Origin of the sequence: Enterobacter cloacae complex sp. ECNIH7, assembly GCF_002208095.1 — a bacterium.
Taxonomy (GTDB): Bacteria; Pseudomonadota; Gammaproteobacteria; order Enterobacterales; family Enterobacteriaceae; genus Enterobacter; species Enterobacter cloacae_M.
Window position 1 is genome coordinate 35,290 of the sequence record NZ_CP017991.1, and the last position, 13,385, is coordinate 48,674.

The window sequence follows — 13,385 nt, forward strand, 5'->3', positions numbered from 1 at the left end:
CGTTTTCCAAGCGGACCCCTCTTAGCCACTTGATAGAAGCTGTCGTAGGTGGTGTAGTTCTCCACCACGTCGAGGATGAACTTCTCCTGGATCGCCTGCTTGGTGGTGTAGGTCAGTTCTTCGGGCGAGCGGGACTGCACCTTGTCACCGACCAGGGTCTTCTCGCCGAACAACTCCAACGTCTTGTTCTTAGGTGTGGCAGTGAACGCGAAGTAGCTGGCGTTGGCCAACAGTTTGCGCGAGGCAATACGCTTCTCGATTTCCGCGTTGACTGCATCCTGCGTGCTGTCCTCCTCGAACTCCTCCGCAGCAACCTTGCCGCCGAGGGCTTCGTGCATCCGCGCCGTGGTCTTGCCGCCTTGGCTGGAATGCGCCTCGTCGATCAACAGCGCGAAGCTCTTGCCTGAGAGGTCGCCCAGCTCATCGAGGATGAACGGGAATTTCTGCACCGTGGTGACGATGATCTTCTTGCCCCGGCGCAGATACTCGCGCAGCTCCTGCGCGTTGTCGGAGTGGCCGAAGATCGCCGCCACATGGTCATAACCCTTGATGGTGCGGGCGATCTGTGTGTCCAACGCACGCCGGTCGGTGATGACGATGATGGAGTCGAACTGCACCGTCAGCGGATCGTCCTTGCGGCGCAGCTCCACCAACTGGTGCGCCAGCCAGGCAATGGTGTTGCTCTTGCCGCTTCCTGCCGAATGCTGGATTAGGTAACGATTACCCACCCCATCCGCATGGGCGAGGCGCAGAAGGGCTCGCACCGTGCGCAACTGATGGAAGCGTGGGAAGATCTGCTTGCGCTTCTTGCGTTTCTTGCCGCCAGCGTCCACTTCTTCCTCTTCTACCACCTGCGCGTAGCTCTCGATGATGTTGGCCAGCGACTCGCGAGTCAGCACCTGCTTCCATAGGTAATCAGTCTTCAGACCATCCGGATTGGGTGGGTTGCCAGCGCCGCTGTTCCAGCCCTGGTTAAATGGCAGGAACCACGAGGCCTTGCCCTTCAGCTCGGTACAGAACGCAGCCTCCACATCATCCACTGCAATGTGCGCCACACAACGCCCCAACTGGAACAGCAGCTCCTGCGGGCTGCGCGTGGTCTGGTACTGGACGATGGCGTCGGCCAGGGTCTGCTTGGTCAGCGAGTTCTTCAACTCGAAAGTCAGCACCGGCAGACCGTTGATGAAGATGGCCAAGTCTAACTCGTTGCCGGATTCGTTGCTGTAGCGTACCTGTCGGGTAACGCTGAAGATGTTCTTGCCGAAGGCGTCTGCTGCTGCTGCGTTGCCCGGCGTGGGTAGCAGCTTGTAGAGATCGACGTGTACGGGGCCGTGGCTAACCCCCTTGCGAAGCACATCCACCACACCGCGCTTGGTGATCTCACCTTGCAACCGGTGCAGGAACTGAGTGCGCTTGATGCCGTCCGCCGCCAGTTCCAGCGTGTCTACTGCCTTGGGCTGGGTGGATTGCAAGAAGGCGAGCAGCTGTGTCACATCCAGCGCCACGTCGCGGTTGTAGTCGGTGGGCTTGCCCTGCACGTAGCCGTTGTGGGTGGCGGCGAAGTCCGTGGGAGCCAGCTCATGGCTGTACTCGGGCTGCGGCACACCGGTCAAGCTGCGTACCACGCGCGCCTCGAACCAGCGCTCACTGGTGTCAGTTTTCGCCATCGCCATCCTCCTCCTCGGTCACATCATCTGGGTCATCGCCGAGCGCAGCCAGCGCCGTGTCGTCCACCACGTCGTCCGGGCCGGGCTGCCAGCCCCGCACGTCCACTTGGCCTGTGACCACATCGGCAATCAGGCGGTCGCGGTATTCGCGGATCAGCTTGATTTCTTCTTCGGTACGGGCGATGGCGTCGTCCAGCGGCTGGCATTCGTCGCTGATCCACCGGCAGATGGCTTTTTGTTCTTCGATGGGAGGGACGGTGAACGGAATCGTCACGAGCTTTTCGCGCGTCAGGTGCGCGATGCTGACGCGGTTCACGATGGCATTGAAACGGCCACGCTTGCCATAGGTGAAAAACTGGTGAAACAGGAATTCCGGCAGCATCATCGGCTTGGCCGCAACCCGATGCACAGAGTTCTGGATGTAGCACTCCGGCAGTTCATCGTTCCACATGCAGGCCCGACCAACTTCTCCGCCTTCGCTGACCAGCAAGTCACCCTTGCGGACGCGGAGCTGCGCCATCTCAGCTTTGGCTACCCACATTTCCTTTACGTCGCGCACATCGGGCTTAATCCACTGCACATTCGTGGAGCGCAGGTAGGGCTTGAAATCCCCATCGCCAGCCTTGGCTTCCGTGGTCAGCATCTTGCCCAAGACCACGTTGGCCACGTTCTTCAGCCTTTGCACTTCCCAGTGCTCCGGTACCTCACCCAGCCATTCGATGCCGGACGGCTTCAGAGCCACCGATGAATCAAGGCCGCGCGTGACAGCGTGGTCGATAATTCGCAGCTTCTGTTCGGTGAGCAGCTTGATCAGATCGCGCTTGGTCTTGATGAAGCGGGCCATGTGCGCATCCTGAGCGCGCAGGTAAGCGACGATTTGGTCCTGCTCAGGGCGCGGAGGGACAGGAATTGGAATTTGCCCAAACTGGTCAAAATACAGCCGAAGGCGCATATCCATTATGCCCCTCGACCTTATTTTGAACTGCTGAAGATATTTCTTCGTTCTGAATAGAAAATGATAATAGTCAGTGTTGCATGACTTGATTGGCCTCAAAATATCATAAGCTGGGCTGGTAACGCCTTGATAATGGGAGGCGCCAATAGCACCCATCCAAGCAAGGAGCTTGTTGCAAATTATGTCACCCTCTTTTACAACCCAGTATCCATCGGTTGAAGAAGCTTTATTGCCGCGTTGCTCAAGGCTTTTTCTCGGTCTGACGCCAATATGAGTGTAAACAGATAGCAACTCCATCTGGTTATTTGCTGGAGCTTTTTCAATGACCAAGCGGAACATTTGCTTGGTACGCAGAATGGCCCACGACTCAGGTAAATATTCAAACCATTGCAAACCAGTTCGCCAGTAATCCGGATAAGGGCCAAACATTATTTTTCTACCCCCACTATCTTGTGCAGCAACCCCTCGCTTTGCTGCTCCAGAGCGAGGATGTCGGCGCGGATTTCGGCCAGCGTGCGCAGTGGTGTGGGCTTGTAGAAGTAGCGGGCAAACGATATCTCATAACCGATCTGGGTCTTGTCGGTAGCGATCCAGGCGTCCGGTACATGCGGCAGCACTTCCCGCTCGAAAAACGCATCGATACCACCCGACTCCTTCAGCGGTACCTGCTCGGTATCGCGCAGCTCACTGTCGGGTTCGTACTCGACCATGAACCGATCCTTGCCCACTGTCTCCAGGTACGCGCCATCGAAGCCGGGCTCAAAGAAGTCGCTCGCCTTGAGTTTGCTGCGTTTGGCAATGACTGGCGGGGCCGTTTCGTCACGCCAGCTCACAGCTTTGTAGATGGCCTTCTTCTCGGGTGCGCTGAGCTTGTCACCCTGAGCTTTCAGGGCAGTATCGAAGCGGGTACGGAATTCATTGTGGTCATCGAACACGGCGCTACCTAGAGCTTTTTGCACCCGTTGCGCCACCACCATCAGCGCCTTGTCGCGCAGCCACGTCGATGCGTCGAGCAGCTTCTTGCGGCGCTTGGCGGGCACGGCCTTACGCGCGGCGGGAGTCTCGCTGTCATCGCCGCTGTCTTCGTTCTCGTCCTCTTCGTTCTCGTCCTCGCCTTTCAGCCATGCCTCGATGGTCGGCTTGAGCTTGGCGAAATCGGTATAGAGCGCCTCGCCGTGGGTGGCGTAGATCTCGGCGCGTATCGCCTCGTCGCCGGTGGCAAAACGCAGGAGTTCGATTCGCTCGTCGGAGAGCTGGCTTTTCAGGCGCAGCGGGCGCTCGACAGTGATCTTCCAGTAGCCGAAGTCCTGAGTGTCGAACCATTTCGACTCGGCGGTTTCTTGCGCCTCGCCGAGGTAGATGTCGATGATTCGCTGGATGTCTCCATCCGAGAGTTCACAATTCTTCTTGCCGAGATTGCGGCGCAGCGGCTGGAACCAGCCACTTGCATCGATCAACTGCACTTTGTCACGACGCGCTTCGGCTTTCTTGTTGGCCAACACCCAGATATAGGTGGCGATGCCGGTGTTGTAGAAAATGTTGAGCGGCAGGGCGATGATGGCCTCCAGCCAGTCGTTCTCCAGCACCCAACGGCGGATGTTACTCTCGCCCTGGCCTGCATCGCCGGTGAACAGCGCGGAGCCATTATGAACCAGCGCGATGCGGCTGCCCAACGGCGTGTGGTGTTTCATCTTTTGCAGCTTATTCACCAGGAACATGAGCTGTCCGTCGCTGGAGCGGGTGATAAGCTTGAACTCAGCATTGCCCGCGTGGCTGACGATGAAGCGCTGGTCATTGAATTCCTTCTTGCCGCCCATGCGCTCCAGATCGGTCTTCCAACTCTTGCCGTAGGGCGGGTTGGAGATCATGAAATCAAATTCGCGCGAACGGAACTGGTCAGCGGACAGAGTGGACTTATCAGCGCCACCGACGATGTTCTCGGCCTCCTCGCCTTCGCCCTTCAAGAGCAGATCGGCCTTGCAGATGGCGTAGGTTTCGTCGCTAATTTCTTGCCCGAACAGGTGGATGGAGACTTCCTTGCCATGCTGCCCGGCAAGCTCGTGTAGCGATTCCTCGGCCACGGTGAGCATGCCGCCGGTGCCGCAGGAGCCGTCGTAGAGCGAATAGGTGCTAGACTCGATGCGCTCGGCCACAGGAAGGAACAGCAGCTTGGCCATGAGCTGCACCACGTCGCGCGGGGTGAAGTGCTCGCCTGCCTCTTCATTGTTATCTTCGTTAAAGCGGCGGATCAGCTCTTCGAACACAGTGCCTATGCCATGGTTGTCCAGCGGCGGCAGCTTGATGCGGCCGTCGGCATCCTTCACCGGCAACGGCGAGAGATTGACCTCCGGGTCGAGGAAATCTTCAATCAAGTAGCCCAGAACGTGGGAATCCACCAACTTCTGGATCTGGTTGTGGAAACTGAACTTGGCGAGGATTTCCTGGACGTTGGGCGAAAATCCATCCAGATACGCAATAAAATCATCACGCAGCCGCTGGCCTGCGGCACTGGCCTTGAGCTTGGCCAGAGTAAATTCCGATACGTTGTAGAAGGCTTGGCCTGCTGCCATACGCAGAGCGCCGTCTTGCTCGACCACTTTATGGGCATCAAGGAGCTTCTTGCGCTCTAGCACAGCATCTTTCGTCGCCTCTAGCACGGCATCAAGCCGTCGCAGTACGGTGAAGGGCAGGATCACGTCGCGGTACTTGCCGCGTACATAGACGTCGCGCAAGCGGTCATCGGCAATGTTCCAGATGAAATCGGAAATCCACTTGATCTGGCTTTGGTCTTGTTGTTGCTTCTTATGCATCGATACTTACCTTAATTCGCCGCTGAGGCGCTGGCATTGTCTGTGGTGACGGCGAGTTTCCAATGATTTTTGAGTTCGCCCATCAGGCGTTTCTGACGCTCAGCCAGAAGGTTGGGTGTCCACTCGTTTTCTGACCTGACTTCCTGCGTTAGCACGAAGGGCGACGCCTTGCCCTTACCCCTGAAGTAGGCATCCTTCTTCTTGGAAAAGTCGTAGTTGCTGGCAGATGAGTTCTTGTTCCTATCCAGCGGAACTAGATTGGCCAAACGGTGCGTCCAGCAATCTCGCTCGTCTTCATCCGGGAACCACTTGATCCAGTCCGAACCGTCAGGCGGGTTTTGCGGCAGCACATGCTCCAGCGACACGGCGTTTTGCAGCTGCACTCCAGGGGCTCGAACCAGAGATTCGAGACGTAAAACCAGTGCCATGCGGGCTTTGGGCAGGTTGCGGTAGATATCTCCGTCGAGAGCAGCCACGAAATCTCGCTTCTGTTTGTCTGTAAGTGCCAGAGTGCCCAAGGTGACTAGATCGCCGTCGAAGGCCGTGGACTCGATGTCTTTAATGAGCGCAGCGTAGGTTTCGATGCGTTCGTTGATACCCACCTTTGTAACCAACATGAAATAGGTAAGGCGTTCTAGTGATTGGAAGAATTCTGCGAGCAATTTTGGTTTTTGCCGGAATCGCTTGAAATACACCAGTGCCGGGGGTACCCAGTCCTTGAAGTCCACGCGGTTGAGCCAGAACAGGTGCTCGTTGATCGTCTCGGCGTGCTCGGTCGCCTCAAAGTCAGCGTCGCGCACGAAGTCCCATACTTCTGCGTAAGGTTTGATGACGGAGTCGATCAGGGCGATAGGGTTATTGTACTCGGTGACGTGCTCTTGGAATTCTTTGACCAAAATGTACTTCTGCTTCTTCTTCGCATAGATGCTACGGATGTGACCGAACAGATCACCAAAGGCGTCACGGCCCAGTGAGGTTTCGATGCGACTCCACTCCTTGGCATAGACCCGACTCTTAATGTCGCCTGCCGTGGTGCGGATTAGGCCCAGAACCTGCGCCTTGATGATGTCGATAGGCGCGAGGTCAAGCCCCCGATTATTGAGCACGGAAAAGATGCGGTAGGCAGCTTCAAGATCGGGCGTGGAGATAACAACCAGCGAGCAGTCGTTGGCCAGGAACTGCCACAGTGCGCTCAGATCGGCGGGCGGTAGCGCCTTGGCTTTGGCAAGCAGCAGCGTGGCGTTTTCGCGGTATCGAAGTCGGCTGTCTTCCAGCTTGTCGGTGCTAGTGACCAACTGTGCGATGCCGCCCGGCTCTTGAATGTTGGTGCGAAAGAAGTCGGCATCCTCCTCGCGGGCGGTCAGGCGGTATTCATTTTTCTCGCCGAGGCTGACCTTGCCCTTCTTGTAGAGGAAATCGGTGATGTCGTCGGCTGCGTGCGGCATGGCCTCGCGCAGCACTGCAAACAGCATCGTCAGCGTCGACAGGCGCTGCTGGCCATCGACCACCGACGATTTGGGCTCTCGGTCGTTCTTGATCAGAACGATACTGCCGAGGAAGTATTGGCTGGTTGCACCGGAGACACGCGCATCCAGCATCGCCGAGTGCAGATCATCGAACAGCTCTGTGGCCTGCTCGGTTGTCCAGGCATAGGGACGCTGGTAGTCCGGAATCTCGAACTGGTAGCTGCCTTCGAAGATCTCGCGGATCAGTTTGTCGTGGGCTTCAAGTGTCTTGGCCATTGTTTTCCTCTTTCCTATGATTCCTTGGAACTGCTCAGGGCTTGGTATCCTGGAGCCAGCTTGGCGCTCTCGACTCCGTACAGCACCAGCGGATCGCTAAGCCATAGGCGATACTGTTCTTCTTTGAGGCGATGGTCAGGCGAGCAGTCCACGCTCCAGTGCAGCAGCATGTAGCCCACAACAGCAGCCCGCACGCGCATCTTGATCGACCCGTTGGTCATCCCGTAGTCCATCTTGATGACCTCGGGACGCGCAAAGCGCGGATGAGGCACTAAGTCCAACTCCACGATCCGAGTCCACTGAATGTCGTTGTCCGAACGCTCGTTAGCCTTGGGTTCTTCATCAAGCAGGATAGGCGCTTCAATGCGGGTGACAACGAAGTCGCGGAACTCGCCACTCTTGCGATCAAAAGCTCGGACGTGCCAGCGCAGGCCGGTATCGACCAGCGCAAAGGGCACAATGATCCGCTCGGTCTCACCGCTGCTCATTGAGTGGTAGCGGATGGCTACTGGCCGCTTGGCGTGGATAGCCCGGCAGATTGGGGCCAGCACATCCATCCGTGGGCAGCTCAAAGCCACTGGAGACTCGCATGGCAGCAGCGGCCGCGAGTCGACGTTCACTCCATCTCCAAACCCAAGCGCGAGTGTCGACAAAACACGTTGCGTCGAGTGCTCGAAAATTGGAACAAACGCCTTGCCTATGCGGTAGATCTTGTTGCTACCATCGAATTCAATGTTCTGCGGTGCGATTTCCCGGTAAAGAGCCAGATCGCGAGTTGCCCCTGCCGGCGCCACACCGAAGCGCTCAATCAGGTCTGGGCGCCCAATATCACCGAAGAAGTAGAGCTGGAAGTCGATGTAGGCCAGCCGCTCGCGCTGGGCAAGGCTCAAATCCTCGACCCGTTTAGAGGGTGAACTAATCATGTGCCGCAGCTATGAAATGAAAGGAGAATGTAGTGATGTGATCCATATAGCGCTATTGTTATCATCAAATTGATTACAATCATGCACCATCTTTACTATAACAACAAGATATAAAGCCTCAAACGTAGACATAGTTCGTCTTGTATTAAATCTCTTCAATACGTTAGATTGATGTCATCCAACTGTGAAATCTTGCCGCCCAGTGCTCTGTCGACTCCTCATGCAACTTGCCCTTATCCACGGATTTGGTCTGCGGGTGAGGAATGCCGGAATAGCCATCCTTGCCGCAGAGCATTTTTAACCGCTGATTTGGCCAGTGCAGTGATTTCTGGGTTAACTCTTCTGCCAACAGCGTAAGCTGCTTGGGCCAATCCAGAGGCGACTTCAGCCGTAATAGCAAAGTTGATAGAGAACAAACACCGTCAGATGTATCGACTTCTAGGATATAGAAGGTGCGGCCCTGCAACTCCACCTCAACAACGGCCAGGCACCTTTAACCTGCTCCCCGTATTTTCACACAGACTGCTGTTAGTTACTTCCGCTTTTGGCACAAAGCAGACGTTAAGACTTACAGCATCGGGAAACTTCTGGATGCCGCGTCAGCGGCATGGAGGCGCCAGATGAGGTTACATGTGTCTGTGGAGTCAAATGGCGCCGAAAGCCCGGCGTAGCCGGTTACCGGGCTATAAATTCTGCCACCCTACCCCCTGCCCTGATTAGCCTTAACCCGCTATCAGCAATGAAGAAATTAAGGTAATCCCTTTTAACCCCGGTGAGCGGGCTTTACGGCGTTTACGACGTAAAGGGCGTGATTTCCGGGGCCTTAGCGGCGGCAGCTTGCTGCTGACGCTTAGGGGGATGTTCATCAACTATTTCAGCGACACCAGGGAACTTAACATGGTAGCTGCAAAGCCATACCCGCGAAAAACATCTCAGACGCCGCTGTACGCGGTCGGAGTGGACCCGGCAAGGCGACAGCCGCAGTCGGGGCGTATCTCCGCGTTAGCGGGCCGCAGGGCCGCTTACGAGCGTGTACTAAACAACTGACCACAGCTCCACCCACAGCGATGAAGAAGAGTAGTTACAACACCCATCATTAAAAGCGATGGTGTTCCCCGGCCTTTGGCCGGGGGCGGCGGCGCTTTTCAGTGGTGGGGAGGGGCACGGGATGTCAGAACGGCGCTGGTTTTCTGCCATAAGGGATTGTTTGTATGTTGTAACTACTGGTTCCGGGGCCCGTCGCAAGGCGACGGGAGGTACATATGTTGTTTCCGAACCGGCGCGACCGTCAGGTCGCTGCAAGGGCGGGCATTCTCAGGAGCCTGTCCAGAGGTCAGGCGATGAACAGGTTATATCTTTATAAGAGAGAAAAAGTCTTTATTTAAAAGAAGTAGAGATCTGGTTTTTAAAAGAAACCACGCACTTTGAAATTACTTCGCCTGGCGCTTTGTAAGCATAACGGTTGTAACCTTATGGAAACTTCCCTTGCAGTTATTTGTGGATAACTGAATTCAGCGGCCGAAAGTGACGCCAGCGATGAAATTTCTGGCTATTCTGATGGTCGGAAAACATGGGATTTGGTTAACAGCCCCGCCACTTAGCTCAGATAATAAGCTGTGGCGGGAAGCAGACGTGCGGAACCCTCCGGCGCCAGCCGGATTTTTCACACAGGAAGGGTTATATGGGGACGGTGGCCAGCCGCGTGTAGTTGTTACCGCGCGACATTAGCATGCGCTCTTTCACTCGCCGCTCCAGCTCCCGCTTCATGGCATCAAGACCACCGGTAAAGCGTCCGCAGGCGTATTCCCGTGTCAGCTGTTGTTTCACCAGGGTCACAATGTACTTGCGGGTTCTTTCCGCGTCACGACGTGCACGGGCACGTTTCAGGCCATGCTGTTTACGTTCGGACTGGTAGCTGCGGAACCGTTCGCGCACAAACCGCCAGGACTTCGCTATCAGCTCGTCCATCTCCAGCGGCTTCAGGTTCTGCTTTTTGCGCTGCTGATTTTCCCATTCCACGCGGCTGCGGCGGGCAGCCACAACAGCCACGTCAGAGACATCGAGCGCCGAGAAAAGTGCTGGTGTGAAGGTGATATCAGTCGGTATATTGCAGCCAATCTGGGGGTCGTATTCGGTCTGGTAGGTAATCAGCCCCAGCTCCGCCATAAACTTCAGCGCCCGTGTGGCACGGGTGATGGACAGATTGCCGGTTTTCGACTCGGTGGCCAGTCCGCATTCAATAGCCAGATTGGTGATGGAACGCTGGACACGGTTGGCCAGCGGGTCATAGTGGAAACACAGTCCCTGGAGAAGGGCATCAATGGCCCGACGGCGCAACAGTGGCGGCATGCGATGACGCTTACCGAGTGAACGCACGAACGCCACATGAACGGAAAAATCAAAACGGGACGTGAAGCCTTCGGCTTTCGCCATCAGCTTACGACAGAACGGTAGTGTCGCTTTCTCTTCATCGCTGCCTTTTTTCTTCGGCACTACGAATTGTGGGAAAGGATTTTTTACCTGTCGGTAATGAGAGAACAGGGCCTTGGCGTCAGTCACACCTTCCCGCACTTATGTTGCACGGAAGGAGCACTGAGCACAGAAGGTATTGCAGTTTTCTGAGCATAAAACTATACTCCCTGCATAGAGCAACAGCTTCTATACAGTTTAAGTAGGCCCCGTTAATCTTCTTCCCGTCGCCAAACTAGATGAAGATTATCGGGGTTTTTGCTTTTCTGGTTCTGGGTAGACACCTCATCAGAACCAGTTCCCTGCCACCTTACGGCGTGGCCAACCAGAAATCTCTAAACGATCAGTAATCTAGCACTCATAGCCAGTAGGATCAAGAATGTGACGTCGTTACGCCTATTCCAAGCTTGGCTGATTCCATTTCGATAAGCCTTTCAATCATTTCCGCTTGGGTGATCCCTTCATTTTCACACATTAACTGAAGCTGGCTTTTAAGCGAGTCACGCACAAACACCCTCACTTCTTTATGCGTGGCTTTTTTACGTGCAACAGCTTTCTGCTGACGCTCTGCAGCAGAAAGCGGATTCCCTTTTCTGTAGGGACGTTTAGATGAGGAAGTAACTGCGTTAACGACCTGTGACATCTCTGCCTCCTCAAGCATTTAACAAAATACTTGGACAAAGATACTACACGTAGCCAGATGCAGCGAGAGTCTATGTTATTTTTTGTTATATAACCTGCCCTTGTTGGCGCAATGAACAGGTTATTCAGCGAGGGGGTTAATACGAAGAAGGGGTCGTCTCAGAAAACGGAAAATAAAGCACGCTAAGCGTGCGTGGAGGCTGGCACCCAGCGGTACAGCGTCGGAATGGACACGCCGAGGTTCTTGGCCACGTCCTTGGGCGGCACCCCGCTGGCCAGCAGCTTCTTGGCCGACTCGATCTTGCTGTCGGTCATCTTCGGCTTGCGGCCGCCTTTGCGGCCGAGCTGCTTGGCGACTTCCAGCCCGGCGCGGGTGCGCTCGACGGTCAGCTCGCGCTCCATTTCGGCAAGGCTCGCCATGACGTGGAAGAAGAACCGCCCGGATGGTGTGCCGGTGTCGATGGAGTCGGTGAGGCTCCTGAACTGGACACCGTGCTTGTGCAGATCGCCGACCAGATCGACCAGTTGCTTGACCGACCGGCCCAGCCGGTCGAGCTTCCAGACGACCAAAGTATCGCCTTCGCGCAGCATTTCGAGCGTCTTGGCCAAGCCAGGCCGGTCTGCCCGCGTGCCACTCACCTTGTCCTCGAAGACCTTTTTACATCCGGCCTTGCTCAAGGCTTCGCGTTGCAGCTCCAGGTTCTGATCCTGCGTCGAGACGCGCGCATAGCCAATCAACATGGCTTGTCTCGCGCCCGGTCGATGCGTTCCTGCATCGCCTGCATCACTTCTTCGTGGGTGTACGATCTGGCGTTGGCGTCGGTGGCTTGCCGCAGGGCTTCCTCAACCTCGCGCGTCATCCGCTCGTAATCCTCCGGCCACAGCGCTTGCTCCATGCGCAGCGACGCCTGACCCAGCAGGTGCAGCAGGCTGAACAGCCGCATGTCGTTGGTGGCGACGATGCGCTCCCGAATCTGCTCCTGAATAGCTTCGCTAGCCCGATGCGCTTGTGGTGTGGCAGTCCCCTCGTAGTCAGCGGGGAATTCCGCTTCCTCGGCAATCCTTGCCCAGGCGCTGGCCAGCGCCTCGATGGTTGACGTGCTCATTTCCGCCGCTCCTGTGCTCTTTGGCGAATCAACCGGCCAAGGGGCCTCGACGCGAAAACCAGCAGCATCACGCCTATCGGATACCAGGTCGAGAAGACCACCAAGGCATCGAAGGCTGGCCGTCCGGTGTTGGTAGGCAGTACGGCGGTCACAGCCATCAACCCGCCGACCGTCCAGATGATGCGCCACACGTAGGGCATCACGCGGGGCACGTAGCCGTCATCGAAAGCGGTCTGGTAGTAGCGGCGCAGGCCGCGCTCGGCAAGCGCCTGGCGCTGCCGCTCCGACAGCGCATCCGTCCGGCCATACCAGCGCCGGAATGGTGGACAGCGCAGCAGCAAAGGGGTGAAGAGGATCATCACCGCCACGATCGCGACACCCCACGCCATGACGGCGCCGGCATCGGGCCGCTTGGCGTTCTCGATCACGGGCGCGAAGACGCCCGGAGCACCGATCATCCAGAACAGCGCAATGTGCTGATGGAAGGAGAGCTTCATTTGCTCATCCACTTGCGCAGCAGGCGCTTTTTCAGGGAGGCGCGTTCTTGCGGGTTGCGTCCCTTGTGATTGGCGATGCGATCCGCCGTGGCGGCCTGGCGCTTGACGGGCCAGTAGGAGCGGCCATCCTTGCCCATCGACCAGACGCTGCTGGCCTGGTTTTCCAGCAGGGGCAGATGGGCGCTCAGGGCTTCGGGCGACGCGCTGGTCAGCGCCGTGCGCTCACGGGTGCGCCAGCGCTGATGCCAGAGCTTCTTGTCCTCGCGCTCGCTGCCGCAGGTCGTGTGCCCGACGATGGGTGTTTTGCGGCGGCTGCGGCTCATAACGTAGTGGTCTCCAAGAACATTCAGGACTGATCCCAGGCGTCGATGGTCAAGACCTGATCGGCAGGACAGGCGGCTACGCGGTCGGGAACTGGATGGTGTTCAGTCTCATGCCGACCCCATTCGATTGATCGCGTCGCTTGCGGCACGCTGCGACGCAAGGAGGTTTGCGACCTGGTTTAGCAGCCGTGTCCGCTGCATGTCTGTTACCTATCTCCCCGACCGCTCATTGGACCAACTCCAGAGATTGG

General features: G+C 56.8%; 12 protein-coding genes and 2 pseudogenes. 1 reads left to right on the forward strand and 13 read right to left on the reverse strand.

The window, feature by feature from the left end:
- Nucleotides 1-20: 20 nt before the first annotated feature.
- From WM95_RS25865 to tap, 8 genes and pseudogenes are all read right to left on the reverse strand, one after another.
- Nucleotides 21-1,667, reverse strand: a pseudogene (locus WM95_RS25865) (type I restriction endonuclease); the annotation flags it as partial.
- Nucleotides 1,654-3,051: a restriction endonuclease subunit S gene (locus WM95_RS25870; protein WP_048270272.1), complete on the reverse strand. Its 1,398-nt coding sequence runs from the start codon at nt 3,049-3,051 to the stop codon at nt 1,654-1,656. The pseudogene WM95_RS25865 and the gene WM95_RS25870, both read right to left, overlap by 14 nt.
- Nucleotides 3,051-5,432 (reverse strand): type I restriction-modification system subunit M, encoded by a 2,382-nt coding sequence (locus WM95_RS25875; RefSeq protein ID WP_048270271.1) that lies wholly within the window; start codon nt 5,430-5,432, stop codon nt 3,051-3,053. The genes WM95_RS25870 and WM95_RS25875 overlap by 1 nt, the downstream gene beginning before the upstream one ends.
- A gap of 11 nt (nt 5,433-5,443) precedes the next feature.
- The gene (locus tag WM95_RS25880) at nt 5,444-7,174 is read right to left on the reverse strand and encodes a DUF262 domain-containing protein (protein ID WP_015632415.1); all 1,731 of its coding nucleotides are present in this window, start codon (nt 7,172-7,174) and stop codon (nt 5,444-5,446) included.
- 14 nt (nt 7,175-7,188) lie between these two features.
- Nucleotides 7,189-8,097, reverse strand: coding sequence for a helix-turn-helix transcriptional regulator (locus WM95_RS25885; protein WP_015632416.1), 909 nt, complete (start codon nt 8,095-8,097; stop codon nt 7,189-7,191).
- A gap of 163 nt (nt 8,098-8,260) precedes the next feature.
- Nucleotides 8,261-8,563 (reverse strand): Tn7-like element transposition protein TnsE, encoded by a 303-nt coding sequence (locus WM95_RS25890; RefSeq protein ID WP_032495740.1) that lies wholly within the window; start codon nt 8,561-8,563, stop codon nt 8,261-8,263.
- A 1,211-nt stretch (nt 8,564-9,774) separates the two neighbouring features.
- Complete coding sequence (repA, locus tag WM95_RS25900) at nt 9,775-10,668, reverse strand: incFII family plasmid replication initiator RepA (protein WP_086538487.1); 894 nt, start codon at nt 10,666-10,668, stop codon at nt 9,775-9,777.
- Nucleotides 10,649-10,723, reverse strand: a complete 75-nt coding sequence (gene tap, locus WM95_RS25905; RefSeq protein ID WP_071594637.1) for a RepA leader peptide Tap — start codon at nt 10,721-10,723, stop codon at nt 10,649-10,651. Before tap ends, repA begins: the two co-directional genes overlap by 20 nt.
- A gap of 82 nt (nt 10,724-10,805) precedes the next feature.
- Here tap and WM95_RS27940 point away from each other — a divergent pair.
- A pseudogene (locus WM95_RS27940) lies at nt 10,806-10,916 on the forward strand (replication protein RepA).
- Nucleotides 10,917-10,939: 23 nt separating this feature from the next.
- Here WM95_RS27940 and WM95_RS25910 read toward each other — a convergent pair.
- The 5 genes from WM95_RS25910 to WM95_RS25930 form a co-directional block, all read right to left on the reverse strand.
- On the reverse strand, nt 10,940-11,209 hold the full coding sequence (locus tag WM95_RS25910) for a replication regulatory protein RepA (protein WP_001568069.1): 270 nt from the start codon (nt 11,207-11,209) through the stop codon (nt 10,940-10,942).
- A gap of 182 nt (nt 11,210-11,391) precedes the next feature.
- Nucleotides 11,392-11,949 carry a recombinase family protein gene (locus tag WM95_RS25915; protein WP_003100847.1) on the reverse strand — a complete coding sequence of 186 codons (558 nt, stop codon included), beginning with the start codon at nt 11,947-11,949 and terminating at the stop codon, nt 11,392-11,394.
- Nucleotides 11,943-12,314 (reverse strand): hypothetical protein, encoded by a 372-nt coding sequence (locus WM95_RS25920; protein ID WP_003100853.1) that lies wholly within the window; start codon nt 12,312-12,314, stop codon nt 11,943-11,945. The genes WM95_RS25915 and WM95_RS25920 overlap by 7 nt, the downstream gene beginning before the upstream one ends.
- Entirely contained in the window at nt 12,311-12,811 is a 501-nt protein-coding gene (locus WM95_RS25925) for a hypothetical protein (protein ID WP_003100856.1), read from the reverse strand. The genes WM95_RS25920 and WM95_RS25925 overlap by 4 nt, the downstream gene beginning before the upstream one ends.
- Nucleotides 12,808-13,134 (reverse strand): hypothetical protein, encoded by a 327-nt coding sequence (locus WM95_RS25930; protein ID WP_003100858.1) that lies wholly within the window; start codon nt 13,132-13,134, stop codon nt 12,808-12,810. The genes WM95_RS25925 and WM95_RS25930 overlap by 4 nt, the downstream gene beginning before the upstream one ends.
- Between the last annotated feature and the right edge of the window lie 251 nt (nt 13,135-13,385).

Bases quoted from the DNA above. Each gene is read 5' to 3' on its own strand.
- WM95_RS25870 (WP_048270272.1), bottom strand. From the start codon at position 3,051: ATGTTTGGCCCTTATCCGGATTACTGGCGAACTGGTTTGCAATGGTTT.
- WM95_RS25875 (WP_048270271.1), bottom strand. From the start codon at position 5,432: ATGCATAAGAAGCAACAACAAGACCAAAGCCAGATCAAGTGGATTTCC.
- WM95_RS25880 (WP_015632415.1), bottom strand. From the start codon at position 7,174: ATGGCCAAGACACTTGAAGCCCACGACAAACTGATCCGCGAGATCTTC.
- WM95_RS25885 (WP_015632416.1), bottom strand. From the start codon at position 8,097: ATGATTAGTTCACCCTCTAAACGGGTCGAGGATTTGAGCCTTGCCCAG.
- WM95_RS25910 (WP_001568069.1), bottom strand. From the start codon at position 11,209: ATGTCACAGGTCGTTAACGCAGTTACTTCCTCATCTAAACGTCCCTAC.
- WM95_RS25915 (WP_003100847.1), bottom strand. From the start codon at position 11,949: ATGTTGATTGGCTATGCGCGCGTCTCGACGCAGGATCAGAACCTGGAG.
- WM95_RS25920 (WP_003100853.1), bottom strand. From the start codon at position 12,314: ATGAGCACGTCAACCATCGAGGCGCTGGCCAGCGCCTGGGCAAGGATT.
- WM95_RS25925 (WP_003100856.1), bottom strand. From the start codon at position 12,811: ATGAAGCTCTCCTTCCATCAGCACATTGCGCTGTTCTGGATGATCGGT.
- WM95_RS25930 (WP_003100858.1), bottom strand. From the start codon at position 13,134: ATGAGCCGCAGCCGCCGCAAAACACCCATCGTCGGGCACACGACCTGC.